The organism is Streptomyces coffeae, assembly GCF_016741875.1.
Taxonomy (GTDB): domain Bacteria; phylum Actinomycetota; class Actinomycetes; order Streptomycetales; family Streptomycetaceae; genus Streptomyces; species Streptomyces coffeae.
Genome location: NZ_JAERRF010000010.1, coordinates 240,666 through 267,103, shown reverse-complemented (window position 1 = coordinate 267,103; position 26,438 = coordinate 240,666). Strand labels below are relative to the sequence as shown.

The following is a 26,438-nucleotide window of genomic DNA, read 5'->3' as shown; positions in this document are numbered from 1 at the left end:
ATCCGGCCGCCGACCCGAATTCCGTGACCCCCACAAGTGCCAACCGGGTGGCCCGTACCCTTGGCTCTCATGCGAAACGGCGTGATCCCCGGAAGCAGCGGAGCGGTACGGCCGATGCGGCTGTTCGGCGATGCGGTGCTCGGCGCGCCCTGCGCGGAGGTCGCCGAGTTCGGCCCGGAGCTCGGCCGTCTGGTCGAGGACATGTACGCCACCATGTACGCGGCGCAGGGGGTCGGCCTTGCCGCCAACCAGATCGGAGTGGCCCTCCGGGTCTTCGTCTACGACTGCCCGGACGACGAGGACCGGCGCCATCTGGGCCATGTGGTCAATCCCCGGCTGGCGGAGACCGACGGGGTCGTGGTGCGTGGCCCGGAGGGCTGTCTGTCGCTGCCGGGCATCGAGGCGGGCACCCCGCGCCACGACCGCGCGGTGGTGGAGGGGGTGACCCTGACCGGGGAGCCGGTGCGGATCGAGGGCACCGGCTTCTTCGCGCGCTGTCTCCAGCACGAGTGCGACCACCTGGACGGGGAGCTGTTCACCGACCGGCTCGGTGGGCTGCGGCGGCGCCGGGCGCTGCGCGCGGCCCGGCGGGCGCCCTGGGCCCGCGGCGGGATGTGACCCGGCCCACGCCGCCGGAAGGCCCGGTCCGCGATGGGCCCGGCTCAGAACGCGGGGCCGCCGTCGCGGTCGTCCGCCACCGCCAGCCGGCCCCACAGCAGCTCGGCGAGATGCTGCACCAACTGCTCGCGTGAACAGGGGCGTTCCCGCAGCCACCAGTCACCGGCGGCATGCATCATGCCGACGATCCCATGGCCCCAGACCCGCGCCTGCTCCTCGCCCCCGGGCCCCAGTTCGACCCGTTCGGCGATCACCATCGCCAGCTCCTCGCCGAGGCGGCGGAGCAGCGGCGCGGAGTGATGGCCCACATCGAAGCCCTGCTCCTGCTGCTGGCCCTGGTCGGAGGGGTGCATCAGAAAGCGGTACACCTGCGGCCGGGCCTCGATCGCCGTCAGATAGGTGTCGAGGGTGGCTTCCACCCGGTGCCGCCGGTCGGGGGCGGGGGCGCCGAGGGCGGCCCGCAGCGAGGACAGCAGCGCGTCGGTGTGGCGCTTGGCGAGCGCGCGGTACAGCCCTCCCTTGTCGCCGAAGTGGCGGTACAGAATGGGCTTGGTGATGCCCGCCTCGGCGGCGATGGCGTTCATCGAGGCTTCGGGGCCGTCGCGAAGCACAACGCGGTCGGCGGCCTCGAGCAACTCTCTGCGCCGCCGCTCGGCCGCTTGCCGCTGGTCTTCCCGCTGGCTGGTCCCGGTCTCCATCGCGCTTCCTCCCCGCCCCCTGACGTCCGCTTACGTCCAGGCCGTCTGTGCTCTGCGCAACGTAACACCCGTGTGGTGCGTCCGGCGCGGGCGGCCAGGGGAGTTGACATCGCCTACTCGTGAGTAACACACTCTTGTTACCGCAGGTAACAAGCAGGTGGAGGGGCCATGGCGGAGTTCTCGTTCGAACTCGACGACGAGCAGAAGGCAGTGCGGGACTGGATTCACGGGTTCGCCGCGGACGTGATGCGCCCGGCCGCCGCGGAATGGGACGAGCGCGAGGAGACCCCCTGGCCGATTATTCAGGAGGCCGCCAAAATAGGGCTGTACTCCCTGGATTTCTACGCCCAGCAGTACTTCGACCCGACCGGTCTCGGCGTCCCCATGGCCATGGAGGAGCTGTTCTGGGGCGACGCGGGCATCGCCCTGTCCATCGTCGGCACCGGTCTGGCCGCCGTCGGCGTCCTCGCCAACGGCACCGAGGAGCAGATCGGCACCTGGGTCCCGCAGATGTACGGTGACGCGAACGACGTGAAGGTCGCCGCCTTCTGCTCCTCCGAGCCCGACGCGGGCTCCGACGTCGGCTCGATGCGCACCCGCGCCGTCTACGACGAGGCCAAGGACGAATGGGTGATCAACGGCACCAAGACCTGGGCCACCAACGGGGGTATCGCCAACGTCCACGTGGTGGTCGCGGTGGTCGATCCCGAGCTCGGCTCCAAGGGCCACGCCTCGTTCATCATCCCGCCGGACACCCCCGGCCTGTCCCAGGGGCAGAAGTTCAAGAAGCACGGCATCCGCGCGTCGCACACCGCCGAGGTGGTCCTGGACCACGTCCGCGTCCCCGGCCACTGTCTGCTCGGCGGCAAGGAGAAGCTGGACGAACGGCTCGCGCGCGCCCGTGAGAGGGCCAAGGACGGCGGGGAGCGGCTGAAGAACGCCGCGATGGCCACCTTCGAGGCATCCCGTCCGGCCGTCGGCGCCATGGCGGTCGGCACCGCCCGCGCCGCGTACGAGGTCGCGCTCGACTACGCCAGGACCCGGCAGCAGTTCGGCCGCCCCATCATCGACAACCAGGGCATCGCCTTCCAGCTCTCCGACATGCGCACCCAGATCGACGCCGCGCGGCTGCTGGTGTGGCGCGCGTCGTGGATGGCGGTCAGTGGCAAGCCCTTCGAGTCGGCCGAGGGCTCGATGTCCAAGCTGTTCGCCAGTGAGACCGCCAAGAAGGTCACCGCCCAGGCGGTGCAGATCCTCGGCGGCAACGGCTTCACCCGCGAGTACCCGGTCGAGCGGATGCACCGCGACGCGGCGATCTACACCATCTTCGAAGGCACCAGCGAGATCCAGCGGTTGGTGATCGCGCGCACCCTGTCGGGGATGCCGATCCGCTGAACCCGCCGCGCCGTACCGGTGGCCCGCGCCGGGCCCTGTCCGGTGGGTCTTTGAGGACCAGCCCGCGGCGTCTGGTGCCGTAGATCGCAAGGCGGAGGATCGCCCTCGTACTGGGCGTACTCGGGCGACTCCGACAACGCCGCGAGGTGCGGTGCCAGGCGTCGCGGGCCCGATGAGATCCGCCGGACAGGGCCCAGGGGCGGGTCACCCCACGCCCGCTCCGAAGCGCCGCTTGCGGGTGGCGAACGCGTCCAGCAGCGCCCGCAGTTCCTCGCCGGTGAAGTCGGGCCAGAGCGTGTCGACGAAGAACAGCTCGGCGTAAGCCGCCCGCCAGAGCATGAAGTTGGAGATGCGCTGCTCCCCGGAGGTGCGCACCAGCATGTCCAGGTCCGGCAGATCGGCATGCGGCAGATGACGGGTGAACAGGGCCTCGTCGATCAGGCCGGGGTCCAGCGCGCCGTCCGCGGAGGCGCGGGCCAGGGAGGTCGCCGTGCGGGCGATCTCCTCCCGGCCGCCGTGGTTGAAGCAGAACGCCAGCGTCATCGCGCGGTTGCCGCGGGTCTCGGCCTCCGCCCGGCGCAGGGCGGCGAGGGTGGACGCCGGCAGCCGTGCCTCCGAGCCCAGCCAGCGCAGCCGCACCCCGCGCTCGCCGTAGCCCCGGAAGACATCGGCGAGCTGGGCGGTCAGCCGCATCAGGGCGGCCACCTCGCCGCGTGGCCGGTTCCAGTTCTCGGTGGAGAAGAAGAACAGCGACAGATGCTCGATACCCTCTTCCAGCGCGGTGTCCACCACGCGGGGCAGGGCCCGGATTCCGGCCTCGTGGCCCCGGGTGCGGGACAGCCCGCGGGCGGCCGCCCACCGCCCGTTGCCGTCCATGATGATGCCCACATGCCGGGGCCGGTCCGGGCCGTTCCCTTCGTCCCGCAGGCCGCGGCGCTGCCGGACAACGGCGGGCGCCTCATCGGGCGGACGCTCCGTTCCGCGCAGCAAGCGCTTGACGGAGGGCACTCTCCAGGCTCCGACCTCGAACACCCTGCGTCCCTCCGCCCTCGCCCTCGGCTTTCCGGCGCTGTGTCTGACGAGGCGGCGGGGGCGGGGGTTACCTGCCCGGTGGCCGAACCATTCGTTATGGCTACCGCCAGTCGGGGCAGTGGGCGCCGGGTCGAGCGTCAGGGTTTGCGCGCCACACCGCCGTGGACATCGGTGGTCTCGATGGCGGTCTCGGTGGGACCGGGCCGCCACAGCGGACAGGACACGATACCGGGTTCGATCACTTCCAGTCCCTCGTAGAGGCGGGTGATCTGCTCGTAGCTGCGCAGCACGTACGGCACCGCGCCGGTGTCGTCGTATCCCTCCTGAGCCTTCTTCAGCGCCTGGTCGGTGTCGGTGCTGTCGTAGTGCACGAAGTAGCTGCCGGAGGGCAGGGCGTCCTGGAGCCGCCGGGTGATCGACACCGCCTCCTCGAAGTCCTGGATGTGACCGAGGATGCCCATCAGCATCAGGGCGATGGGCTTCTCGAAGTCCAGGATCCTGGCCGCGGCCTCCAGGATCCGGTCCGGGTCGTGCAGATCGGCGTCGATGTAGTCGGTCACCCCCTCGGGGGTGCTGGTCAGCAGGGCCTGGGCGTGGCGCAGTACCAGGGGGTCGTTGTCGACGTAGACGATGCGGGCCTCGGGTGCCACCCGCTGGGCGACCTGGTGGGTGTTGTCGTAGGTGGGCAGCCCGGTGCCGATGTCGAGGAACTGGCGGATCCCGCACTCGCCCGCCACATGGGTGACGGTGCGGATCAGATAGGCGCGCGAGGCGCGGGCCATGACCTCGATGTTCGGGGCGATCTCGCGGTACTGGTCCCCGGCCACCCGGTCGACCTCGTAGTTGTCCTTGCCGCCCATCCAGTAGTTCCAGATCCGGGCCGAATGCGGCACGGCGGTGTCGATTTTCGTTAATGCCTGCCGGCCGGGGGTGGATGATGCGTCTGCCATGAGGTTCTCCTGCCGTACGACTGCCTGTGCGGGCACCAACGTAGCGTCGTTGCCCGGGAGTTCAGCGGGGTTGGGCGACGAGGGAGACCGGGGAGCGGATCCGCGGAAGGCGCCGGGCCGACGGGCTCACCGGCAGCGCGATGGTGAGGTCGGGCGGTCCGGTGCCGGGGCCGGTCAGCGGATCCTCGTCGACCGTGACCACCGGGGCGTGCTGGGCGAGGGTGCGGAACGCGCCCTCGAAGGCGGCCACCGCGGCGGCGATCTCCGGGAGGTCCACCGCCGGACCGCGGCGCGCGGCCATCCGCTCCTCGAGCACCGCGACCGGCGCCCTGACGTGGACGAAGGCGCCGCGGCGCTCGGCCAGCGCGTCGGCGAAGTCGTACGCCTGGATCCAGGTCACCCGGGAGTGGCCACGCCGCAGCGGTCCGTAGACCAGCTCCCCGACCAGATGGGCGTCGACGGCGAGCGCGCCGCCCTGCTGGAGGATCTCGCGGTAGGGCCGGACCGGGTCGATATGCGGCAGCTCCCGGGGCGCGCGGCCCACGGTGTATCCGTGGTTCTCGGCGAGTCCGGTCAGCAGCCGGTCTCTGATGACACCGTCGCAGCTCTCGACGACGAGTGTGCGGCGCTGTGCGGCCAGCTGGTGAAGGTTCATCCTGTCGTCCCGTCGTCCCATGTGTCCCGTACTCGGTTCAGGGGGACGACACTGCCGCCCGCCACGGCTCCTCCAGTGTGCGTGGCGTAACGCCAGGGGTGGGAGTGAACTGCGAGTTGTGCGGTTGTGCGGGCGTAGTGGTTTCCGGTGACAGCCGCAACGGACGCGTAGTGGGGCGGCTAGGCGATCAAGAAGTCTGCTTCGCCCGCCTTCGCGGCCTCCAGGAAGGAGGCGACCTCGGAGCGGGTGTATATCAGCGCGGGCCCGGAGGGATCGGTGGACTGGCGCAGCGCGACCCGGCCGTCGGGGAGCCGCTTCGCCTCGATGCAGGTGCCGCCGTTGGTTCCGCTCCAGGGCTTCTGCCAGCCCTCCGTGCCCAGGTTCGTGGCCGGCATACCGCTGTAGACGGGATCGGTCATCTCAGAACTCCTTACGCAGTTCGGCCAGGACGGTGCTGGTGTCGGCGATGGGTTCCGCCTGGACTGCCATCCGGTCCAGGACCTCCAGATAGGCGACCACCTCGGCCGGCTGGTCCACATAGACCGCGCCGGTGAGGCTCTCCGTGTAGACCACGTCCGGAAGTTCGGAGAACCCGAAGCGGAAGTAGTGGAAGGGGCCGAAGGCCCCCGGGTGCGGTCCCGTGGCGAACCGCATCACCTGGAGCCGGACCTTGGGCCGCTCCAGCGCGTCGATCAGATGGTCGATCTGCTCACGCATCACCTGGTGGCCACCGACCGGGCGCCGCAGCACCGTCTCGTCGAGGATGGCCCATATGGTCGGCGCGTCCGGTTTGGTGAGCAGGCTCTGCCGCTGGACGCGCAGGGCGATCCGGCGGTCCAGCTCCTCCTCGGTGTCGTTGGGGAAGCCGGTGCGCAGCACCGCTCGGGCGTACTCCTCGGTCTGGAGCAGCCCGGGTACGTAGTGCGGCTCATACGCGCGGATGACGGTCGCCTCGCTCTCGAGGCTGACATACGCACTGAACCAGTCGGGCAGGACGTCCCGGAACTGATGCCACCAGCCAGGCTGGTTGGCCTCCCGGGCCAGGGCGAGGAAGTCCTCGATCTCCGGACCCCGGACGCCGTAGTTGCGCAACAGCTCCTTGACGTACGGGATTTTGAGGCCGACCTCCGCCTTCTCCATCCGGCGGACGGTCAGCGGGGTGACCTCGATGGCCTTGGCGGCCTCCTCGAAGGAGACCTTGGCCCGTTCACGCAGCTGTCGCAGGCGTTTGCCCAGCACGCGGCGCAATACGGTGGGAGCGGCTCCGGCCGGCCGTGCCTCACTCACGTCCCGCCTCCCGAAATGGCCGTCATATGCCTGCACAGTGTGCCACGCCTCGCGGCGACATATACAGCACGAGCGGATCGTTCTGAAATTATCAGAACGACGGTTGCGGGCTGAGTGTGTCACCGCTCATAGTGAGCACGTGACCCATCTCACCCTCCATGGCGAGGGCTCCCAACCACCCCTGTCCACAACGCCGTTGAGGTGGTCGGCCGCGCGGTCGGCGCCCCGCGGCGGGGATCCCGCAGATCGCCGTGGCCCGAGCTCGGGACGGTCACGGTGACGCACGACGCGCATTCCACGGGCGTACGCCGGAGCGCCGCCACCAACAGCGCGTTGGCCGCCGCCCTGAAGGAATCCGGGTGCTCCTACGCCTCGTTGGCCCACCGGGTCAACGAGCTGGGCCGCCGGCAGGGACGCGAGTCGAACTACGACAAGGCGTCCGTGACCCGCTGGCTCCAGGGCGGACAGCCGCGCGGCAGCACCCCGGAGCTGATCGCCGCCGTGCTCTCCCACCGGCTCGGCAGGCCGGTGGGCCCCGCCGAGCTCGGCTTCATAGCCGACCGACAACGCCCGGTGGTCGCCAGGGCGTTGGCCTACCGGGAGGACGTAAGCGAAACCTTGCACACGCTCGCCGAACTCGGCTCCACCGATATCTCCCGCCGCAGCCTGCTCGGTGCGGTGCCCTTCGTCGCCGGCGCGCTGGTGACCCCACAGCGCGAATGGCTGCTGTGGCTGGTCGAGAACCAGGACTCCGCCCGTCTGGCCGCCGCGGCCGACGGTGGACGCGTCGAGCAGGTCCACGCCGCCATCAGCATGTTCGACGAGATGGACAACCGGTTCGGCGGCGGCCAGGTCCGCGCCAGCATCGTGCTCTATCTGTCGACCGAGGTCGTGCCCATGCTCCAGCAGCGCGGCGCGCCCCCGCACGAGCGGCGCCAGCTGTTCACCGCGGCCGCCAAACTGGCCGCCATGGCCGGCTGGAGCAGCTATGACAACGCCGAATACGGCCTGGCCCAGCGCTATATGACACAGGCGCTGCGGCTGTGCGCCGAAGGCGGTGACCGCGTGCTCGGCGGTCAGATCCTCGCCGGGCTCTCCCATCTGTCCACCAATCTGGGTCAGCCCGAGGCGGGGGTCGAGCTGGCCAGGGTGGGGGTGGCCACCGCGAAACACGCGGGCAGTCCGCTCGGACTGATGCGGCTGCACGCCATGGCCGCCCGCGGATACGCCGCCCTGGACCAGCCCCGGGAGGCGTCCAAGTCGCTGCGCGCGGCCGACGCCCAGCTGGAGGCGAGCCGCGGCGCCGAACAGGAGTCGCCCTGGGTGCGCTTCCTCGACCACCACTATCTGGCGGCCGAGGCGGCACTGTGCTTCCGTGACCTGGGCAACTCCGCGGAGGCCGAGCACGCGGCCGCCGAGTCGGTGCGCGCCAACGCCGACCGGCGCCGCCGCCAGGCCATCAGCCGGTCCGTCCTGGCCACCGCCTTTCTCCAGCAGAACCGGCTGGACGAGGCGGTCGGGACCGCGAACGAGGCGCTGGACACCCTCAACGGGGTGCACAGCGAGCGCTCGATCCAGGCGCTGCGCGACTTCCGGGCACGGCTTCGGCCGCGCCAGAAGGAGCCTCTGGTCAGGGAGTTCGAGCGGCGGTCGCGGACCGTGCTCGGCGCCGCCGCCTGACCGGTGGCGTTCGGCGACGCCCCTTCGGGGGAGCGCCGGGTGGCTGCTAGTAGCCCCCCGGCGTAGGGGCGTTCTGGGCGCGGTCGACGGGCAGGTGTGCGCCGGAGACACCGCTCGAGGCATCCGAGAGCAGAAACGCGACGACTCGGGCGACCTCTTGCGGCGCCACCAGTTCGCCGTGCGGGAACTCCGCCGCGAACCGCGCGAACGCCTCGGGCTCCTCGGTGCGCATCCGGTCCCAGCGCTTCCCGGGGATGAGCATCGACCCCGGTGAGACGGCGTTGACCCGGATCCCGTCCGGCCCCAGTTCACGGGCGAGCGAGCCCGCCAGATGGATCTGGGCCGCCTTGGCGGCCCCGTACTGGGCCTGCGGCCCCGGCTTCCATCCGGAGATGGAGGCGATCACCACCACTGAGCCGCCGCCCGCCCGCCGCAGATGCGGCACCGCGGCCTTCACCAGCCGCGCGGTGTGACCGACGTTCATCTCCCAGGTCAGGGACCAGTCCCGGGCGTCGGCCTCCTCCAGCCCGCGGCCCCGCGCTCCGCCCGCGCAGGCCACCACACCGTCCAGTCCGCTGAAACGTTCCGCCGTGGCAAGGACGAACTCCTCCAGCCGATCCGGCTCGGTGATGTCCAGGGCGCGGGTGAACAGCGGGCCATATCCCTCTGTGGCCAGTGACGCCGTGAGTTCCCGCAGGTCATCCGCCGTGCGCGCACAGGTGGCCAGCCGTGCTCCCTCCGCGGCCAGCAGCCGCACGATCTGTTCGCCCAGCCCCCGGGTGCCCCCGGTGACCAGAACGCGCTTGCCCTCCACATCGGACCGGCCCCCCGGGCGGAATTGCCCGCTCCGGCTCCCACTCATACGTGCCACGCCGGGACCGTACAGCCCGAACCACTACGCCCGTACAACCGGACAACCCCCATGCCCTCTCGCCCGCCGGTCGGTCCAACCGTTTGTCTACATGAACGGCGGCCGTTGACGCTGTGCGCTGCCTTCGAAGGAGGAATCATGCCGGTATCCGGCACTCACCGCGACCGGGCCCTCTCCGTCCATGGCAGCCGGTCCAGGCGGGTCGGGCAGGGCGCGTCCCCCACCCTTCACCAGCACAGATGCGGCGTGGTCGGTCGCCAGCATGCGCTTACCCGCTCCCCAGGACGTCAACCACGCCATGTGCACGTATGCCATCAGAGCCGACAGACCGAAGAGGACCGTGAGGACCGACACCGTGAGCCGATCCTTCCCAGGGCCGCCGAAGCGGCCGGCGTCGGCCGATGAGGGAGGTGAACCAACCATGTCACCGTCCACGACCACCGCGCTCGCGCCGTCCACGGACCGCCCCCGCGCCGAGCCGACCGCCGGGCAGCGTGCTGTCCCCTGTCAGCGAGGGGGAAGACCGATGATGTCCGTGGACACCTGCCGTCTCTTCCGCGCCGAATTCCCCGCGCTGGCCGACCGCGCCTCCGCGTTACGCCGTATGGTCACCGGGCATCTGCGTGAGTGGCGGCTCGGCGCGCTGGTGGACTCCGCCGTCCTCGCCACCAACGAACTGTTCGCCAACGCCGTGGAGCACGGCAGCTCCGGCCCCGCCGACACCGTCACCATCACCGTCTCCCTCCAGAACCGCGGCCATGAGCTGCGGGTCGAGGTGGCCGACGGCTCGCCCGTCGTCCCCCGTATCCGGGAGGCGGCACCGACCGCCGAGTCCGGACGGGGGCTGGCCATCGTGGACGGCCTGGCCGGCGACTGGGGCACCGAGCCGCCCGACCCCGGGAGGGTGGGCAAGAAGGTGTGGTTCACCCTGCCGCTCGAGTCCGTCGAGAGCCTGTCATGAGGGCGGGGGAGCGGCGGACGCGGCTGACCGTGGAGGGTGACGCCGCCGACTGGCTGCTGTCCGCCAGCGAGGACCCCGGCCGGGTGCGGCTTCAGTGGGCCAGCGGCAGCGGTCTCGCCGACCTTCCGGTGGGCCCGGTCTTCGACCTGGTCAGAATGGCCGACGAGATCGGTTCCGCGGTGATCCAGGCCCTCCAGCGGCGGGATGCGGCCACCGGCCCGGTGATGCTGGCCACCGCCAGCCATGTGCTCTCGTTCCTCGTACCGCCCGGCTCCGCGGCCGAGTGGAAGGCATGGCTGGCCGGAACGGCGTACGCCCGGCGGCGCTCGGTGGCCGCGGCCGGACCGGGCCGGACCCTGCGCTGCCCCCGGCCCGGGTGCGTACGGCAGGGCCATGTCTGGCTGATCCGCCCCGGCGGCGGGCTCATCGACAGCCGCATCCTGCGGGCCGCGTTGGAGGAGGCCGCCGACCGGCCCGCCGACCGCCTCGCGGGCGCGCTGTTCCGCTGAGCGCTCCGCGGGACGTGCGGTGCGGTGCCGTCTGCGTCGTGGCTGGTCGCGCGGTTCCCTGTGCTTCCCCGTGCCCCTCCGGGGGGCTCAGAACGGGCGCAGGGTCTCCGGGACCTCCACCACGATCGTGGCCCGCTTCTCCCCGGGCGTGGCGCCCTCCCGCCGGGCCCAGGGCTCGGCGGAGCGCATCCACGCGGGCAGTCCCGCGGGCAGATCGGCCTCGGGGATGGAGGCGAGATCGGCCGGGGTGAAGCCGGTGCTGCCATACGGGACCAGGGGCCGTTCGTGGTCGGGGCGGGTGATCGCGCCGTGCAGCGCCTCGAGGGCGGTGTTCCAGTCGGCGAGCAGCTTCGCCATCGCCGTGGCCAGGGTTGTGCTGCCGGAGGAGGATGCGCTCTCGGGGTAGGTGGGGTGCAGCATGTGCTGGTAGGCGCCCGTGTAGCGGCGTCCCGCCGGGGTCGCGTGCCAGGTGCGGAACGCGGTGTCGGCCAGCCCGCCGAAGGCGAGGACCGCCTCCACCGCGTTGTGCTCCATCAGTGCGTCCAGCCAGGCGTGGCGGTAGTCGGCGATGGCCGGGTCCTGGGCGTGGGCGGTGCCGCCGCCCTGCCCGTACACGCTGTAGAGGAACGTGTTGACCATGACATAGCCGGTGTCGATGCCCAGTTTGGCCAGAAAACCCTGGACGCGGCGGCCCGCGGTGCCCACCAGGATCCGCCGGGTGACCGCTTCGTGCGCGGCCGGGTCCTGTCCGATGACCAGGACCCGGGCGCTTCCGTCGAGCCGCCCCCGGTGGAAGACCGGCCCCCACTCGACGCGGAAGTCCTCCGGTGGATAGATCTCGGGGCCGGGGTGGGAGCGGACCAGGGTGGCGTAGGGCTCATGGGTGTACCCGGGATCGAAGTCGTGCACCGCGGACTCCTCCTCACGTGGGGGGCTGCCGGTCTCTCCTCCGGATGGGGCCGGAGAACAGGGCATAACTGGATAAGTCACATCATCATCGCTTAGTGGGGCGGCGGTCGCCCGTGGACGGCCGCCGGTCAGGGAGCGAGGTGAAGGGACGCGCCATGCCACCTGCGGTGGATGCCGAAGAGCAGCCGCGCTGCGCGCTGCGCGGCCGGATCGTCACCATGGATGCGCATGACACCGTGCTCGACGACGGCGTGCTCTACATCGGCCGGGGCCTGGTCGACGCGGTGCTGCCCGCAGGCGCGCCCCGGCCCCCGGGCCATGAGGACACCCCGGTGGTCCGCACCGGCGGCACCGTCTACCCCGGTCTGATCGAGCTGCACAACCATCTGCCCTACGACGTGCTCCCGCTGTGGCGGATCCCCGAGCGCTACGGCAACCGCTCCGACTGGGGCGGACGGCGCAACCCGGCCTACCGCCCCCTGGTCACCGGGCCGATGACGGTGCTCGGCGAGGATCCGGAACTGATGCCCGCCGTGGTGCGCTACGTGGAGGCCAAGGCCCTGGTCAACGGCACCACCACCAGCCAGGGCATCGCACTGTTCAGCAACACCGGCTCCCGCCGGATGTACCGCGGCATCGTCCGCAACGTCGAGGCCACCGACGACCCCGCGCTGCCCGAGGCCGCCTCCCGGATCGCCGATGTCGAGGCGGCGGACGCCGCCCGGTTCCTCACCCGGCTCCAGCAGCCCCACCGGCTGCTGCTGCACCTGGCCGAGGGCACCGACAAGGACGCGCGCGAGCACTTCCAGGCCCTGGAGATCGAGCGCGGGCGGTGGGCGATCACCGACAACCTCGTCGCTATCCACTGCACGGCGCTCACCCCCGAGGACTTCACCGTGCTGGCCGGGCACGGCGGCTCCATGGTGTGGTCCCCGCTGTCGAACCTGCTGCTGTACGGCGGCACCGCGGACATCGCCGCCGCCCGTCGCACCGGCATGCTCATCGGGCTCGGCTCGGACTGGTCGGTCTCCGGCAGCAAGGGGCTGCTGGGCGAACTCAAGGCGGCCCGGCTGGCCTCCGACGTGGCGGGCGGGGTGTTCAGCGACCGCGACCTGGTCGCCATGGCCACCCGTGACGCGGCCGCCATCCTGCGCTGGGAGCGCACCCTGGGCTCGCTGCGGCCCGGTATGCGCGCCGATCTGATCGCCGTCGCCGGAGCCGACGGCGATCCGTACACCGCCCTGATCGACGCCCGCGACCGGGACATCACCCTCGTCGCCATCGACGGCACCCCCCGCTACGGCACCACCGCCCTGATGCGGAAGCTCACCCCCGACCCGTCCGAGCTGGAGCCGCTGGACCACGGGGCGCCCGCGCGGCGCAGCGTCCGGCTCCGCCAGACCTCCGCCGACCCGGTCGTCGGCGGTCTGACCCTCACCGAGGCCGCCGATCGGCTCAGCCGCGCCCTCGCCGATCTGCCCGGCCACGCCGAACGGGCCGCGCGGCGGGCCCCGCCCCGGGCGGACGAGGGCCCGCGGTGGCGGCTCGCCCTGGACGAGATCGAGCCGAACGGCACCGAGCTGCGCCCCCGGCTGGCGCCGCCCGGAGCGGCCCGGCGGGCTCGGCCGGGCCGCAGCGGTCCCGAGATCGCCCCACCCGGCATCAGCCCGGCCGCGCTCCCCGCCCTGGCCCTGGACGGCCTGACGGCCGGGGCCGACCCCGCGTTCCTGGCGAGTCTGGCCGCCGAGCCCAATCTGCCCCCGGACTACGCCGCCGAGCTGTCCGACCTGCTGACCTGACGTTTCCCCACCCCACCCGAGGAGCCCCCCATGGCAACCGGTATCTCCCTCCACATCGGACTCAACCAGGTCGACCCCGCCGCCTACGACGGCTGGAGCGGTGAGCTGAACGCCTGTGAGCAGGACGCCACGGATATGGCGGGCCTCGCCGACCACGCGGGGTTCGATGTCACCGATCCGCTGATCACCTCCGAGGCCACCTCCGAGGCGGTCACCTCCGCACTGGAGGCCGCGGCCGGGCGGCTGGCGGACGGCGACATCCTCTTCCTCACCTACTCGGGCCACGGTGGCCAGGTGCCCGACCTCAACCACGACGAGACAGGCGACCGGCTGGACGAGACCTGGGTGCTGTACGACCGGCAGGTGGTCGACGACGAACTGTTCGGCCTGTTCGGCAAGTTCGCCAAGGGGGTGCGGATCTGGATGCTCTCCGACAGCTGCCACAGCGGCACCGTGGCCCGCCAACTGCCGGAGGTCCTCAGCCCCCGCGAGCTGGACCGGCGGTTCAACACCGACGACCCCGATGAGATCGGCCGGAAGATCAGGGCGATGCCCGAGACGGTGCAGTCCACGGTCTACCGGCGGGACCGTGAGTTCTACGACCGGATCCAGAAGGCGCACACCGCCAAGGACCTCGTCAAGATCGAGGCCAGCGTGCTGGAGATCTCCGGCTGCCAGGACAACCAGACCTCCTCGGACGGCGTCATCAACGGCCTGTTCACCGGAACCCTGCTGGAGGTCTGGCGCGGCGGCGCCTTCGCGGGCAGCTACCGGGGGCTGCACCGGGAGATCGTGAAGCGGATGCCCCCGGACCAGACCCCCAATCTGTTCCTGGCCGGGGCGCGGAACCCGGCCTTCGCCCGTCAGCGTCCGTTCACCATCTGATGATGCGGGCGTATCCCACTGGTGTGCGGGGGACCGCCCGGCGAGGTATGACAGAAGAAGCGCACACGAGCCGGTGAGGTGCCGGTATGACCAGGCATGACCGTCTTGACCAGGACGGCGAGGCGGGCAGGGGCGGCCTGACCGCCGCCCCGGGAGGGGTGCTCGACCTGTTGCAGGTCGCCGCCGTGGTGCTGGACGGCGACGGCCGCATCGTGCTGTGGAGCCCCGAGGCGGAACAGCTGTTCGGCTACCGTGCCGCCGATGCGCTGGGCTGCCGCGCGGACCGGCTGCTGGTCCCCCCCGAGGACCGCCGGTCGGCGGTGGAACTCTTCGCGCGGGTGCGGGCGGGCGACACCTGGGCGGGCGTCTTCCCGGTGCGCCACCAGGACGGCCGTACCCTCCAGGTCGAATTCCGCACCATGGGCCTGCGCGATGTGCGGGGCGACGCCTACGCCCTCGGGCTCGCCGCCGACGAGGGGACCGTACGGCAGCTGGAGACCGATCTCGCCGTCTCCGGCTTCCTCATCAAACAGTCGCCCGTGGGCACGGCGGTCTTCGACACCCAGCTGCGCTGGGTGCGCGCCAATCCGTCCCTTCAGCGGATGAACGGGCTGACCGAGGACGAGGTGCGCGGCCACAGCATCGCCGAGGTGCTGCCGGGGCTGGACGCCGGAGCCATGGAGACCGCGATGCGGCACGTCCTGGAGTCCGGTGAACCGCTGCTGGACCAGCAGAGCGTCGGCCGCACCCCCGCCGACCCCGACCACGACCACGCCTGGTCGCAGTCCTACTACCGGCTGGAGGACCCCAGCGGCCGCATCCTGGGCGTTGCCGTAGCGGTCATCGACGTCTCCAAGCGCCACCGGGCGGCCAGCGAGGTCGCCGAGGCACGCGAGCGGCTGGCCGTCATCGCCGACGCCGGGGTCCGCATCGGCACCACCCTGGACCTGCGGCAGACCGCCCAGGAGCTGGCCGATGTGACCGTGCCCCGGCTCGCCGACCTCGCGGCCGTCGATGTACTCGACGCCGTGGTGCACCGCGAGGCCACGGCCCGGGTGCGCACCGACGGCTCGACCCGCTTCCGGGCGCTGGCCGTGGCCGCGGGCTATCCCACCGAGGCGGTGCACGCGGCCGACCCGGTCGGCGAGATCGCCCGCTACGGTCCCACCCGTCTGATCACCAAATGTGTGCGCGACGCCCAGCCGATCTTCGTTCCGCACGTCACCGAGCAGGACGTCCGCCGGATCGCGCGCGACGAGTCCGCCGCCGCGGTCCTCCAGCGGGAGGGCGTCCACTCCTATCTCGCGGCCCCGCTGATCGCCCGCGGCAGTGTGCTGGGCACCCTCAGCCTGCACCGCACGGTCAACCCCCGGCCGTTCGACGAACAGGACCTCACCCTCGCCTGCGAACTGGCCATCCGCGCCGCCCTGTGCATCGACAACGCCCGGCTCTACGGGCGCGAGCGCGACGCCGCGCTCACCCTCCAGCGCAGCCTGCTGTCCCAGCAGCCCCGGGACCTGGACGGACTGGAGATCGCCTCACGCTATCTGCCCGCCGTCAGCGCCGCGGGCGGCGACTGGTTCGACGTACTGCCCCTCCAGGACGGCCGGGTCGGCCTGGTGGTCGGGGACGTCATGGGCAAGGGCATCCACGCCGCGGCCATCATGGGCCAACTGCGCACCGCCACCCGGGCCTTCTCCCAGCTCGACCTGAACCCCGTGGAGCTGCTGCGCCACCTCGACGAGATCACCCTCAGCCTCGGCGAATCCATCGCCACCTGCCTCTACGCGGTCTGCGACCCGCGCACCGGGCGGTGCGAGCTGTCCACCGCCGGCCATCTGCCCCCGGTCCTGGTGCACCCCGGCGGTGACGCCGAGCTGATCGACATCCCCACCGGAGCGCCGCTGGGCGTGGGGGGCGTCCCTTTCGCCGCGGTCGACTGCGAACTGGCCGAGGGCGCGCTGCTCGCCCTGTTCACCGACGGTCTGGTGGAAAAGCGCCACCAGTCGCTGGACGTCGGACTGCACACCCTGGTCCAGCTGCTGCGCCGGCACCACGGATCCCTGGAGCGGATCTGCGACCAGGTGCTGGCGGCGCTGCACGGTGCGCCCGACGACGATGTGGCGCTGCTGCTGGCCCGGCTGCGTACGCCGTCGAGGCCCGACGGCGACGCCGGTCACGGTGCCGCGGTGCCGCGGAAGGTGGACCGGTAGGCGCTGGGGGAGACACCGAGCGCGGTGTGCAGATGCTGTCGCAGTGACGCGGCCGTCCCGAACCCCGCGTCCGCCGCGATCCGGTCCACCGGCAGATCGGTCTCCTCCAGCAGCTGCCGGGCGCGCTCCACCCGGGCATGCGTCAGCCACTGCACCGGGGTCATCCCGACCTCCTCGCGGAACCGCCGGGAGAAGGTCCGTACGCTCATCGACTCCCGCTCGGCCAGCTCCCGCAGGCTCACCGGCCGGTCCAGCCGGGTCAGCGCCCAGGCGCGGGCCGTGCCGGTGGACGAGCCGCGCCGCTCGGGGACCGGCCGCCGGATGAACTGGGCCTGGCCGCCGTCCCGGTGCGGGGCCACCACCGCGCCGCGGGCGACCTCGCTTGCCACCGCCGCTCCGTGGTCGCGCCGGATCATATGGAGGATCAGATCGATACCGGAGGCGTCCCCGGCCGAGGTGAGCACGGACCCCTCGTCGGTGTAGAGGACGTCCGGGTCCAGCTCGACGGCGGGGAACAGCTCCCGGAAGCGGTCGGCCGCCTGCCAGTGGGTGGTCGCCCGGCGGCCGTCGAGCAGCCCGGCGGCCGCCAGGACAAAGGCGCCGGTGCAGATCGAGGCGATACGGGTGCCGGGGCGGATCGCCTCGAAGGCGGCGCCGAGCGCGGCCCCGAGACGGCCCTCGGTCTGCGGTGCGTCCTGCTCGTTGGCGGCCGGGACGATCACGGTGTCGGCCTCGGCCAGCGCGTCGGGCCCATGGCGGACGTTCACGCTGACATCGGAGTCGGTACGGACCTCACCGGGGACCAGGGCGCACGTCACCACCTCGTACAGCGGCTCGCCCGTTCCCGATCGAGCCCGGCCGAACAGCCGGTGCGCCATGCCCAGTTCGAACGGCAGCAGCCCGTGCCGGACCAGCACCGCGACCCGGTGGCGGTCGGTATGCGCGAAGCGCGGGGCGGCAGACATGGCGCAATGCTTGCACAGCGTCCCGATCCGGCCTTGGTGGTGGCTCAGCCCTCGGTCTTCGCCCGGCTCGGCTGCACCCGCTTCGGCTCGCCCTTCATCTTGGGATGCTCCGGCGGATAGGGCAGGTCGCCCAGACCGTGTTCCCGCTCGTCCCGGTCGGCCAGCTCCAGCGCGCTGTCCAGCCGGAAGGCGTGCCCGTCCATATCGGCGTGCACATCGCCCAGTTCGCGGTAGCGCACCGGCATGGTCGCCAGATCGAAGTCCTGCGGCCGGGCGTCCGGCACCTCCTCCCAGCGCAGTGGCGCGGAGACCGGGGCGTCCGGCCGGGGGCGGACGGAATAGGCGCTGGCGATGGTGCGATCGCGGGCGGTCTGGTTGTAGTCCACGAAGATCTTGCTCCCGCGCTCCTCCTTCCACCACGCGGTGGTGATCCGCTCCGGCGCCCGCCGCTCCAGCTCCCGCGCGACGGCGATCGCGGACCGCCGTACCTGGGTGAAGGTCCACCGCGGCTCGATCGGGACGAAGACATGCAGCCCCCGGCCGCCCGAGGTCTTGGGCCAGCCGCGCAGCCCCAGCTCGTCCAGCACCTCGCGCAGCTCTCCCGCCGCGCGCACCGCGTCCCGGTAGTCGGTGCCCGGCTGCGGGTCGAGGTCGATCCGCAGCTCGTCGGGGTGCTCGGTGTCCTCGCGCCGCACCGGCCACGGATGGAACGTCAGACAGCCCAGGTTGGCCGCCCACACCACCGCCGCCACCTCGGTCGGACAGATCTCGTCCGCATGCCGCCCGCTGGGGAAGGAGATACGGCCGGTGGGGATCCAGTCGGGCAGGTTCTTGGGCGCCCGCTTCTGGAAGAACGACTCCCCCTCTACGCCGTCCGGGTAGCGCTCCAGCGTCGTCGGCCGGTTCCGCAGCGCCCGCAGCACACCGTCGCCGATCGCCAGGTAGTAGCGGGCGAGGTCAAGCTTGGTGAAGCCGCGCCCCGGGAAGTACACCTTCCCGGGGTTGGACAGCCGCACCGTACGCTCACCGACCGTGAGCTCCACCGTCTCTCCCATACCGTCACGCTAGGCCCGACGGCCCAAGGTCACCTCCCGGCGGGCGCCCGGCCCGCGACGGACGCACAATCGGACACCATGGACCTTCCGGTGATGCCTCCCGTCGCGCCGATGCTGGCCAAGTCCGCGGCCGCCATCCCCGCGGGGATGCGCTACGAGGCCAAGTGGGACGGTTTCCGGGCCATCGTCTTCCGCGACGGCGACGAGCTGGAGATCGGCAGCCGCACCGGCAAACCGCTCACCCGCTACTTTCCCGAGCTGGCCGGGGCCCTGCTCGCCCAGCTCCCGCCGCGCTGTGTGCTCGACGGCGAGATCGTCATCGTGCGCGGCGGACGGCTGGACTTCGACGCCCTGCTGGAGCGTATCCACCCCGCCGACTCCCGGGTCCGGATGCTGGCCGGGACCACCCCCGCGAGCTTCGTCGCCTTCGACCTCCTCGCCCTCGGCGACGCCTCGCTGATGGACACCCCGCTGCGGGAGCGCCGGGACGCCCTCACCGAGGCGCTGCGCGGGGCCACCGACCCGGTTTTCACCGCCCCCTGGACCGACGACCAGCAGGTGGCCCGGCAGTGGTTCGAGCAATACGAGGGCGCGGGGCTGGACGGAGTCGTCGCCAAGCCCTTCGGCCTCGGCTACCGGCCGGGCGAACGCGTCATGGTCAAGGTCAAGCACGAGCGCACCGCCGACTGCGTCGTCGCCGGACTGCGCCACCACAAGTCCGGCCCGGTCGTCGGCTCACTGCTGCTCGGGCTGTACGACACCACCGGCCGTCTCCAGCACGTCGGGGTGTCCGCCGCCTTCCCCATGCGCCGACGCCAGGAGCTGATGACCGAACTGGAGCCGTTGCGCATGTCCACCGTCGAGGGCCACCCCTGGGCGGAGTGGGCCCGCGAGGAGGCACACGCACAGTCCCGGATGCCGGGCGCGCCCAGCCGCTGGACCGGCGTCAAGGATCTGTCCTGGGTGCCGCTGCGCCCCGAGCGGGTCTGTGAGGTGGCATACGACCACATGCAGGGCGACCGCTTCCGGCACACCGCCCGGTTCCGCCGCTGGCGCCCCGACCGCGAGCCGCGCGACTGCACCTACGCCCAGCTCGAGGAGCCGGTCTCCTACGATCTGCGGCAGGTGCTGGGGAGCACCTAGCGGTGCTCAGTGACGGGCGCCGCGGGCCGGACGGCGGGACATCCGCGCGAACCAGTCGCGTGCCGCCTCGGCCGCCTGCTCCAGGGTTCCGGGCTCCTCGAACAGATGGGTCGCGCCGGGCACCACATGGACCTCGTGCGGCGCGGCGAGCATGGCGGCGGCCTGCTCGTTCAGCCTCAGCACCTCATGGTCGTCCCCGCCCACCACCAGCAGCACCGGAGCGCGCACCCGGTTCAGCGCCCCGCCCGCGAGATCCGGGCGCCCGCCGCGCGAGACCACGGCCCGCACCCGGTCCGGCCGCTCCGCCGCGGCGGTCAGTGCCGCCGCGGCGCCGGTGCTGGCGCCGAACAGGCCGACCGGCAGCCCGGTGGTGGCCGGATGCCCGGCGAGCCAGTCCACCGCCCCCACCAGCCGCCGCCCCAGCAGCGGAATGTCGAAGCGGTGCTCGGCGGTGACCGCGTCCACCCGCTCCTCGGCCTCGGTGAGCAGGTCGAACAGCAAGGTGGCGAGGTCCGCCCGCTGGAGCACCTGGGCCACCGCGCGATTGCGCGGGCTGTGCCGGGAGCTGCCGCTGCCGTGTGCGAAGGCCACCACACCGATGGGGTGTTCGGGCAGCGCGAGATCTCCCACCAGCAGGGCGTCGTCCGCGGCGATACGGGCGGTCTCGGAGCGCATCGGCACCTCCTGCCGGGGGTCGGAACTCTTCGTGGTCTTGTGGGCGGTCAGGTTCTCCTGGGCGGTCAGGCGTAGGCCATGAGCCCTTGGCGCAGCTCGCTGTAGAGCCGGGAGAGCCTGCGGGATATGTGCATCTGCGAGAAGCCGAGGATCTCGCCGATCTGGCTCTGCGAGAGCCCGGCGAAGAACCGCAGGTACAGCACATAGCGGTCCTGTTCCGAGAGATGCGAGATCAGCACCCGCAGCGCCTCCCGGTTGACGACGCGTTCGATCGCGGCGTCGTCGGCGCCCACCGTCTCGGCGAGCAGCCGCTCCTCGGCGCCCTGCACCGCGGCGTTGAGGGACAGCGGGGTGCAGGAGGCGCTGGCCTCGAGGCCGGCCTTCACATCCTCCTGCGGCATCCCGGTGCGCAGGCAGATCTCGGTGACGGTGGGGGTACGGCCGCCCAGCTCCTGTTCCAGCGCGTCGCGGGCGGAGCGGGTGCGGGAGCGCACCTCCTGGATGTTGCGGGGGATGTGCAGCGTCCACAGATAGTCGCGGAAGTGCCGCTTGAGCTCACCGGTGATAACCGGGATCGCATAGGAGGGGAAGGCGTGCCCGAGGTCCGGGTCATAGCGGTCAACGGCCTTCACCAGGGCCAGCGAGGCCACCTGGGTGAGGTCCTCCATGTTCTCGCCCTTGTTGCGGAAGCGCAGCGCCAGCCGCTTCGCGACCGGCAGCCAGGCGCAGATGATGGCCTCGCGCAGGGCATCGCGCTCGGGTCCGGAGGGCAGTCGGGACAGACGCTGGAAGGCACCGCCGGTGTCGGGAGTGTCGTCATGGCGTCGTCGGCGAGTCGCGGTTGCTGACATGGTCACTCGCCTCCGTGGTCCGATGTCACGGCGGTCCCCACCACAGTCGCATGATCCCTAACCCCCCGCAATTCGGCCATATTGGTTTATGTTTATGCGCTTTTGGGGGGAATGTGGAGGATCCGGGGTTCGGGGTGGTGGCCCCGGGTACAGTGCGGGGATGGACGTCACCGTTCGACTCGCCCAGCAGCCCGAGGCCGACGCCCTGCTCGGGCGCAGTCCGCTGGCCCTCATGATCGGGATGCTGCTCGATCAGCAGGTCCCCATGGAGTGGGCGTTCTCCGGTCCGTACACCATCGCGCAGCGCATGGGGGCGGACGATCTGGACGCACAGGAGATCGCCGCCTGCGACCCCGAGCGGTTCGCGGAGCTGCTGTCGCAGAAGCCCGCCGTGCACCGCTACCCCGGGGCGATGGCCAAGCGGGTCCATCAGCTGTGCCAGTACCTCGTCGAGACCTACGACGGTGACGCGGAGGCCGTGTGGCGCGATGTGGGCAGCGGCGCCGAGCTGTTCCGGCGGCTGAACGACCTGCCCGGTTTCGGCAAGCAGAAGTCCCAGATCTTCCTGGCGCTCCTCGGCAAGCGGGTGGGGGCCGGGCCCGAGGGGTGGCGTGAGGCCGCCGGGGCCTATGGCGAGGAGGGCGCGTACCGCTCGGTGGCCGACATCACCGGCCCCGAGTCGCTGGACAAGGTCCGCGCCCACAAGCAGGAGGTCAAGCGGCAGGCGAAGCGCACCGGGGGGAAGTGAGCCCCGGGGGTCGGTTCACCCGGTGTGCAGTGCGCCGCGCAGGGTGTCCACGGCCAGGGTGAGCGCGGCGCGCGCGGCCTGGGTGTCGCGGAGCGCGTCGAGCATGAGGAAGTCGTGGATGATGCCCTGCATCCGCACGGCGGTGACCGGTACCCCGGCCGCCCGCAGCTTGTCCGCGTAACGCTCTCCCTCGTCCCGCAGCACATCGGCCTCGCCGGTGATCACCAGGGCCGGAGGCAGTCCGGCGAGCTGGGCGACATCGGCGCGCAGCGGAGAGGCGGTGATCTCGGCGCGCTGGGCCGGGTCGGTCGTGTACTGGTCCCAGAACCACCGCATCCCCTCGCGGGTGAGGTAGTAGCCGTCGGCGAACTGCTCGTACGAGCCGGTGTCGAAGGCGGCGTCGGTGACGGGGTAGAACAGCACCTGCTGGACCAGGGAGAGATCACCGCGCTCCTTGGCCAGCAGGGTGAGGGCGGCGGACATGTTGCCACCCACCGAGTCGCCGGTCACCGCGATCCGCGCGGGGTCGAGACCCGCCCCCTCGCCATGCGCCACGATCCACTGCCCGACCGCGTAGCTCTGTTCCAGGGCCACCGGGTAATGGACCTCGGGGGAGAGGTCGTACTCGGGGAAGACCACGGCGGCGCCGACCCGGACGGCCAGCTCCCGTGCCAGCCGGTCATGGGTGTGGGCGTTGCCGAACACCCAGCCCGCGCCGTGGATGTAGAGGATCACCGGCAGGGTGCCGCCCATCCCCGGCGGACGGAGGATCCGCGCCTTGACGCCGCCCTCGGGGATCCCGGTGACACTGATCCACTCCTCGTCCACCTCCGGTTTGGGCACCGGACCCGACTGCGCCTCGTCCACCGTTCTGCGGCCCTCGGCGGGCGACATCTGGTACAGGAACGGCGGCTTGGCACTGGCTTCGGCGAACTCCGCGGCGGCGGGCTCCAGTACGGGGCGGGCCGGGGCGGTGCCGGGGGACATCTGCTTCTCCATCGCCTCTCCTCGACATGCGGGGGCAGCGCCGCCGCCCGCCCCGCCTGAAGTCACACCGCGATGCGGCGCTCCTCGGCGGTGATGGGCAGGTCGTTGATGCTGGCGTAGCGCTTGCGCATCAGGCCGTTCTCGTCGAACTCCCAGTTCTCGTTGCCGTAGGCGCGGAACCACCGGCCCTCGGTGTTGTGGTACGCGTACTCGAAGCGGACGGCTATCCGGTTGCCGGTGAAGGCCCACAGCTCCTTGCGCAGCCGGTAGCCGAGTTCGCGCTCCCACTTGGCGGTCAGGAATTCGACGATCTCACTCCGGCCGCGCAGGAACACATCGCGGTTACGCCACTCGGAGTCCTCGGTGTACGCGAGGGCGACCCAGGCGGGGTCCTTGGTGTTCCACGCGTCCTCGGCGAGCTGGACCTTCAGGCGGGCGGTCTCCTCGGTGAAGGGCGGCAGCGGGGGCTTCTGGTCGGCCATGGCGGAATCTCCTCGAGCGTTGGCACGGCGGGACGGTGGGAACGGTGGAGAACGGCCGTTCTCTCCGCTGGTCGCCACCGTAAGAGAACGATGGTTCTCACGTACGTGCGTACCGATGCGAGCGCCGCGCCCCGCCGTGCGATCAGGGCACGACGGAGCGCGGCGCGAGGGCTGTACGGGCTTAGGGCCCGTCCTTCGTGAGCGGCCCCGGGGCCGGTGACGGATCCGGGACCGGGTCGGGGCCCGGCGGTTTGGGCACCGGATCCGGGGACGGGCCCGGCGGCGGCCCCGGTGTGGGGCTCGGCGGCGGGCTGGGCGGGGGAGTGGGCACCGGGTCGGGCGGCGGTCCCGGCGGCGGGTCGGGCACCGGTCCCGGTGCGGGACCCGGCTCCGGGCCGCCCGGACCGGGTGATGGTGTGGGCGACGGCGGCCCGGGGTCACGCAGCGCCGGGTGCGGGGGAATCGGGTCGGTCTGCCGTGCCACGGTGTCCTCCCAGAGTTCGTACGACAGTGGCCACGTCATCTGCGGGGCGAGTGCCCCGAGCTCTGTCGTCCACGCATGGCCCCGCGCCGTGCGCGGAAAAACGCCCGCGCGATGGACCCGGCATCACTGGCATCGTCGTCGCCATGCGACGCTTCCCCGATCCGGATACCGGATCTCCGGACCTGCGCTCTCCTACATCCTATCTGTTATGGTTTGCCGCTGATCAGTGGAATTCGCTCTGCTTGGGCGTTTTTTATGGCATTGTCCATGTGCTGTCCCAGGCGCTGGTACCCGCCGTGATCGGCCGGGCCATCGACACCGGAATCATCGCGGAGAACCAGCGGGCGCTGCTGCTGTGGGGCGGGGCGGTGGTGGCCCTCGGGGTGATCCAGGCCGCCGCGGGCATCCTGCGCGACCGTGCCGCCCTCACCACCCGGCTCGGCGCCTCCTACCGCACGGCTCAGCACATCACCCGTCAGGCCGCCGGGCTCGGTGCCTCCTTACCGGGCCGGGCGACCAAGGGCGAGGTGGTGAACGCGGGGGTGGCCGACCTCTCCCAGCTCGGCGACGCGCTCGCCGAGACCGCCCGGGGCGGCAGCGCAGTCATTGCCGTGGGTATGGTGGCCGCGATCCTGCTGACCACCTCCTGGCAGCTGGGCCTGGTCGTGCTGATCGGCGTGCCGCTGATGGCGGGGGCGATCGCCCTGCTGATCCGTCCGCTCCACCGCCGACGGCAGCGGCTGCGCGAGCAGCAGGCCGAACTGACCGGCCGCGCGGTCGACATCGTCGGCGGACTGCGCGTCCTGCGTGGCATCGGCGGTGAGGAGTCCGTCGCCGCCCGCTACCGCGCCGACTCCCAGCGGGTGCGCGCCGCCGGAGTGGCGGTGGCCCGGGTGGAGGCCCTGTTCGACGCCGCGAAGGTGCTGCTCCCGGGGCTGCTCACCACCGTCGTCGTCTGGCTCGGCGCGCACTACGTGGCCACCGGCCGGATCGGTGCCGGCCAGCTCGTGGCGTTCTACGGCTACGCCGTCTACCTCGCCGACCCGCTGCGCCGGATCACGGGCGCCGTCAGCAAGCTCACCGGCGGCCATGTCGCCGCCCGCCGGGTCGTCCGCTTCCTGGCGCTGCGGCCCGCGCTGGAGTCCGGCTCCGCCGACCCGGGCCCGGACGGCGGACCCGCCGCCCTGGCCGACCCCGCGTCCGGGCTCACGGTGGCACCGGGCCGTCTCACGGCCGTGGTCTGCGCCTCCTCCGCAGATGCCACCACCCTCGCCGAGCGGCTGGGCCGCTACACCGACTCCGCGGTCACCCTCGGCGATCTCCCGCTGAGTGATCTGCCCCTCGCCGAGGTGCGCCGCCGCATCCTCGTCGCCGACAACGACGACCGTCTTTTCGCCGGACCGCTGCGTGCCGAACTGCGCGGTGAGCATGGCTCGGACGACCTGCTGGAGCGGGCCGTCGACGCCGCGTCCGCACAGGACATCGTGGCCGCGCTGCCCCATGGGCTCGATGACACCGTCACCGCGTGCGGGGGCACCTTCTCCGGCGGACAGCAGCAGCGGCTCCGGCTGGTCCGCGCCCTCGTGGCCGACCCCGAGGTACTGATCCATGTCCAGCAACTGCTGGGACCGGTCGACATGCTGCTGTACTCCCTGGGCGACCTCCAGGCCGGTGCCGCCTCGCTGGCCCGGCTGCTCGGCGTCCACCGCGGCCCCGAGCCCGCCGCGGGGCATGCCACCGCGTCCGCTCCCCGGCACCGGGCGCTCGCCCTGCGGGGAGTGACCTACGCCTATCCCGGCGGGGAGGATGTGCTGCGCGGCATCGACCTGGACATCGAGCCCGGTGAACGGCTGGCCGTCGTCGGGCCGTCCGGCGCGGGGAAGTCCACGCTGGGCAGACTGCTCGCCGGGATCGAGGCGCCGCGCACCGGTGCGGTCACCGTCGGCGGTATCCCCCTCACCGGGCTTCCGCCGCACGAACTGCGCGGTCAGGTCGCCCTGGTGACCCAGGAGAGCTATGTCTTCCGCGGCACCCTGCGGGAGAATCTGCTCCTCGCCCGGCCCGGCGCCGACGACCGCGAGCTGGAACGGGCCCTGGACGTGGTCGGCGCCCTGGGGTGGGCCGAGGAGACGGGCCTCGACACCCGGGTGGGGGCGGGCGGCACCGTCCTGCCGCCGGACCGGGTCCAGCAGCTGTCGCTCGCCCGGCTGGTGCTGGCCGATCCGCACACCCTGGTGCTGGACGAGGCCACCTCGCTGCTCGATCCGCGTGCGGCCCGTCGTCTGGAGCGTTCGATGGCCGCCGTTCTCCAGGGGCGCACCGTCATCGCGATCGCCCACCGGCTGCACACCGCGCATGACGCCGACCGGGTCGCCGTCATGGAGCGGGGCCGGATCACCGAACTGGGCCCGCACGAGGAGCTGGTGGGCCGGGAGGGAGCCTACGCCGCGCTCTGGGAGTCCTGGCACGGCCGATCCTGATCGGTGGCGCGAAAGACCCCGTTGACTTCTCCCGTTCGGTCATGGCCCTGACACCGAACCTCCGCAGGTTGTTCACCATCGGACGATCATGTGTCTGTCACGCTTT

General features: G+C 71.9%; 26 protein-coding genes. 11 read left to right on the top strand and 15 right to left on the bottom strand.

Features of this window, described 5'->3' with window-relative positions; all coding sequences use genetic code 11:
- Positions 1 to 69 precede the first annotated feature (69 nt).
- Positions 70 to 618 carry a peptide deformylase gene (gene def, locus JK363_RS19840; RefSeq protein WP_201876264.1) on the top strand — a complete coding sequence of 183 codons (549 nt, stop codon included), beginning with the start codon at positions 70 to 72 and terminating at the stop codon, positions 616 to 618.
- A 44-nt stretch (positions 619 to 662) separates the two neighbouring features.
- Here the strand turns inward: def and JK363_RS19835 are convergent, their stop codons facing one another.
- Positions 663 to 1,316: a TetR/AcrR family transcriptional regulator gene (locus tag JK363_RS19835; protein ID WP_201876263.1), complete on the bottom strand. Its 654-nt coding sequence runs from the start codon at positions 1,314 to 1,316 to the stop codon at positions 663 to 665.
- A 168-nt stretch (positions 1,317 to 1,484) separates the two neighbouring features.
- Here JK363_RS19835 and JK363_RS19830 point away from each other — a divergent pair, with 168 nt between their 5' ends.
- Positions 1,485 to 2,711, top strand: coding sequence for an acyl-CoA dehydrogenase family protein (locus JK363_RS19830; RefSeq protein WP_201876262.1), 1,227 nt, complete (start codon positions 1,485 to 1,487; stop codon positions 2,709 to 2,711).
- A gap of 204 nt (positions 2,712 to 2,915) precedes the next feature.
- Here JK363_RS19830 and uppS read toward each other — a convergent pair whose 3' ends face one another.
- From uppS to JK363_RS19805, 5 genes are all read right to left on the bottom strand, one after another.
- Positions 2,916 to 3,719, bottom strand: coding sequence for a polyprenyl diphosphate synthase (gene uppS, locus JK363_RS19825; RefSeq protein ID WP_307821794.1), 804 nt, complete (start codon positions 3,717 to 3,719; stop codon positions 2,916 to 2,918).
- A 161-nt stretch (positions 3,720 to 3,880) separates the two neighbouring features.
- On the bottom strand, positions 3,881 to 4,693 hold the full coding sequence (locus tag JK363_RS19820; protein ID WP_201876260.1) for an SAM-dependent methyltransferase: 813 nt from the start codon (positions 4,691 to 4,693) through the stop codon (positions 3,881 to 3,883).
- A 61-nt stretch (positions 4,694 to 4,754) separates the two neighbouring features.
- Positions 4,755 to 5,348, bottom strand: coding sequence for a hypothetical protein (locus tag JK363_RS19815; RefSeq protein WP_201876259.1), 594 nt, complete (start codon positions 5,346 to 5,348; stop codon positions 4,755 to 4,757).
- A 179-nt stretch (positions 5,349 to 5,527) separates the two neighbouring features.
- The gene (locus tag JK363_RS19810) at positions 5,528 to 5,767 is read right to left on the bottom strand and encodes a DUF397 domain-containing protein (RefSeq protein WP_201876258.1); all 240 of its coding nucleotides are present in this window, start codon (positions 5,765 to 5,767) and stop codon (positions 5,528 to 5,530) included.
- 1 nt (position 5,768) lies between these two features.
- Complete coding sequence (locus JK363_RS19805; RefSeq protein WP_201876257.1) at positions 5,769 to 6,635, bottom strand: Sco1979 family transcriptional regulator; 867 nt, start codon at positions 6,633 to 6,635, stop codon at positions 5,769 to 5,771.
- Positions 6,636 to 6,911: 276 nt separating this feature from the next.
- Here JK363_RS19805 and JK363_RS19800 point away from each other — a divergent pair, with 276 nt between their 5' ends.
- Entirely contained in the window at positions 6,912 to 8,315 is a 1,404-nt protein-coding gene (locus JK363_RS19800) for an NsdA family TPR-like regulatory protein (protein ID WP_201876256.1), read from the top strand.
- Positions 8,316 to 8,361: 46 nt separating this feature from the next.
- On the opposite strand, the gene JK363_RS19795 is transcribed toward JK363_RS19800, so the two are convergent.
- Positions 8,362 to 9,177: an SDR family NAD(P)-dependent oxidoreductase gene (locus JK363_RS19795; RefSeq protein ID WP_201876342.1), complete on the bottom strand. Its 816-nt coding sequence runs from the start codon at positions 9,175 to 9,177 to the stop codon at positions 8,362 to 8,364.
- Between the two features lie 96 nt (positions 9,178 to 9,273).
- Positions 9,274 to 9,540, bottom strand: coding sequence for a hypothetical protein (locus JK363_RS19790; RefSeq protein WP_201876351.1), 267 nt, complete (start codon positions 9,538 to 9,540; stop codon positions 9,274 to 9,276).
- 67 nt (positions 9,541 to 9,607) lie between these two features.
- On the opposite strand from JK363_RS19790, the gene JK363_RS19785 reads away from it, so the two are divergent.
- Both JK363_RS19785 and JK363_RS19780 read left to right on the top strand, forming a co-directional pair.
- Positions 9,608 to 10,147, top strand: coding sequence for an ATP-binding protein (locus tag JK363_RS19785; RefSeq protein ID WP_236075944.1), 540 nt, complete (start codon positions 9,608 to 9,610; stop codon positions 10,145 to 10,147).
- Complete coding sequence (locus tag JK363_RS19780; RefSeq protein ID WP_201876255.1) at positions 10,144 to 10,656, top strand: hypothetical protein; 513 nt, start codon at positions 10,144 to 10,146, stop codon at positions 10,654 to 10,656. Before JK363_RS19785 ends, JK363_RS19780 begins: the two co-directional genes overlap by 4 nt.
- Before the next feature lie 87 nt (positions 10,657 to 10,743).
- On the opposite strand, the gene JK363_RS19775 is transcribed toward JK363_RS19780, so the two are convergent.
- A complete protein-coding gene (locus tag JK363_RS19775; RefSeq protein WP_201876254.1) occupies positions 10,744 to 11,565 on the bottom strand; it encodes a uracil-DNA glycosylase family protein in 822 nt (273 codons plus the stop codon).
- 155 nt (positions 11,566 to 11,720) lie between these two features.
- Here JK363_RS19775 and JK363_RS19770 point away from each other — a divergent pair, with 155 nt between their 5' ends.
- From JK363_RS19770 to JK363_RS19760, 3 genes are all read left to right on the top strand, one after another.
- The gene (locus tag JK363_RS19770) at positions 11,721 to 13,364 is read left to right on the top strand and encodes an amidohydrolase family protein (RefSeq protein ID WP_201876253.1); all 1,644 of its coding nucleotides are present in this window, start codon (positions 11,721 to 11,723) and stop codon (positions 13,362 to 13,364) included.
- A 30-nt stretch (positions 13,365 to 13,394) separates the two neighbouring features.
- Positions 13,395 to 14,249 (top strand): caspase family protein, encoded by an 855-nt coding sequence (locus JK363_RS19765; RefSeq protein WP_201876252.1) that lies wholly within the window; start codon positions 13,395 to 13,397, stop codon positions 14,247 to 14,249.
- An 86-nt stretch (positions 14,250 to 14,335) separates the two neighbouring features.
- Positions 14,336 to 16,462, top strand: a complete 2,127-nt coding sequence (locus JK363_RS19760; protein WP_201876251.1) for a SpoIIE family protein phosphatase — start codon at positions 14,336 to 14,338, stop codon at positions 16,460 to 16,462.
- Here JK363_RS19760 and JK363_RS19755 read toward each other — a convergent pair.
- Together JK363_RS19755 and ligD are read right to left on the bottom strand one after the other, a co-directional pair.
- On the bottom strand, positions 16,426 to 17,427 hold the full coding sequence (locus tag JK363_RS19755; protein WP_201876250.1) for a GlxA family transcriptional regulator: 1,002 nt from the start codon (positions 17,425 to 17,427) through the stop codon (positions 16,426 to 16,428). The genes JK363_RS19760 and JK363_RS19755 overlap by 37 nt on opposite strands.
- Positions 17,428 to 17,471: 44 nt before the next feature.
- Entirely contained in the window at positions 17,472 to 18,482 is a 1,011-nt protein-coding gene (gene ligD, locus JK363_RS19750; RefSeq protein ID WP_201876249.1) for a non-homologous end-joining DNA ligase, read from the bottom strand.
- 78 nt (positions 18,483 to 18,560) lie between these two features.
- On the opposite strand from ligD, the gene JK363_RS19745 reads away from it, so the two are divergent.
- Entirely contained in the window at positions 18,561 to 19,625 is a 1,065-nt protein-coding gene (locus tag JK363_RS19745; protein WP_201876248.1) for an ATP-dependent DNA ligase, read from the top strand.
- Positions 19,626 to 19,631: 6 nt separating this feature from the next.
- Here the strand turns inward: JK363_RS19745 and JK363_RS19740 are convergent, their stop codons facing one another.
- On the bottom strand, positions 19,632 to 20,300 hold the full coding sequence (locus JK363_RS19740) for a dienelactone hydrolase family protein (protein WP_201876247.1): 669 nt from the start codon (positions 20,298 to 20,300) through the stop codon (positions 19,632 to 19,634).
- A 65-nt stretch (positions 20,301 to 20,365) separates the two neighbouring features.
- Entirely contained in the window at positions 20,366 to 21,151 is a 786-nt protein-coding gene (locus JK363_RS19735; protein WP_201876246.1) for a SigB/SigF/SigG family RNA polymerase sigma factor, read from the bottom strand.
- 160 nt (positions 21,152 to 21,311) lie between these two features.
- Between JK363_RS19735 and JK363_RS19730 the strand changes: the two genes are divergently transcribed.
- Positions 21,312 to 21,899 (top strand): HhH-GPD-type base excision DNA repair protein, encoded by a 588-nt coding sequence (locus JK363_RS19730; protein WP_201876245.1) that lies wholly within the window; start codon positions 21,312 to 21,314, stop codon positions 21,897 to 21,899.
- 15 nt (positions 21,900 to 21,914) lie between these two features.
- On the opposite strand, the gene JK363_RS19725 is transcribed toward JK363_RS19730, so the two are convergent.
- A complete protein-coding gene (locus JK363_RS19725) occupies positions 21,915 to 22,898 on the bottom strand; it encodes an alpha/beta hydrolase (RefSeq protein WP_236075942.1) in 984 nt (327 codons plus the stop codon).
- 50 nt (positions 22,899 to 22,948) lie between these two features.
- The gene (locus JK363_RS19720; protein ID WP_201876244.1) at positions 22,949 to 23,368 is read right to left on the bottom strand and encodes a nuclear transport factor 2 family protein; all 420 of its coding nucleotides are present in this window, start codon (positions 23,366 to 23,368) and stop codon (positions 22,949 to 22,951) included.
- Between the two features lie 726 nt (positions 23,369 to 24,094).
- Here JK363_RS19720 and JK363_RS42555 point away from each other — a divergent pair.
- Entirely contained in the window at positions 24,095 to 26,332 is a 2,238-nt protein-coding gene (locus JK363_RS42555) for an ABC transporter ATP-binding protein/permease (RefSeq protein WP_372444810.1), read from the top strand.
- Positions 26,333 to 26,438: the final 106 nt, after the last annotated feature.